Genomic DNA, 229 nt, shown 5'->3' with positions numbered 1-229 from the left:
TGATGCGCACCCGCATCCGCCTGGTGCAGTCGCTGCGCCGCTGGCTGGACGCGCGCGGCTTCCAGGACATCGAAACCCCGATCCTGACCAAGGCCACGCCGGAAGGCGCGCGCGACTTCCTGGTCCCGGCGCGCATGCACCCGGGCGAGTTCTACGCGCTGCCGCAGTCGCCGCAGTTGTTCAAGCAGATCCTGATGGTGGCCGGCTTCGACCGCTACTACCAGATCGC

At 68.6% G+C, this 229-nt stretch carries 1 protein-coding gene; it reads left to right on the top strand.

Going from position 1 to position 229, the window contains the following annotated elements:
* Positions 1–229 (top strand): aspartate--tRNA ligase (locus HKX41_14070; GenBank protein NNC25260.1); only part of this gene is annotated, 229 nt, incomplete at both ends.

It is taken from the genome of Salifodinibacter halophilus (assembly GCA_012999515.1).
In the GTDB taxonomy this organism is placed as follows: Bacteria; Pseudomonadota; Gammaproteobacteria; order Nevskiales; family Salinisphaeraceae; genus Salifodinibacter; species Salifodinibacter halophilus.
Note: the sequence above shows the minus strand (reverse complement) of the source record. Positions and strands in the feature narration are given on the sequence as shown.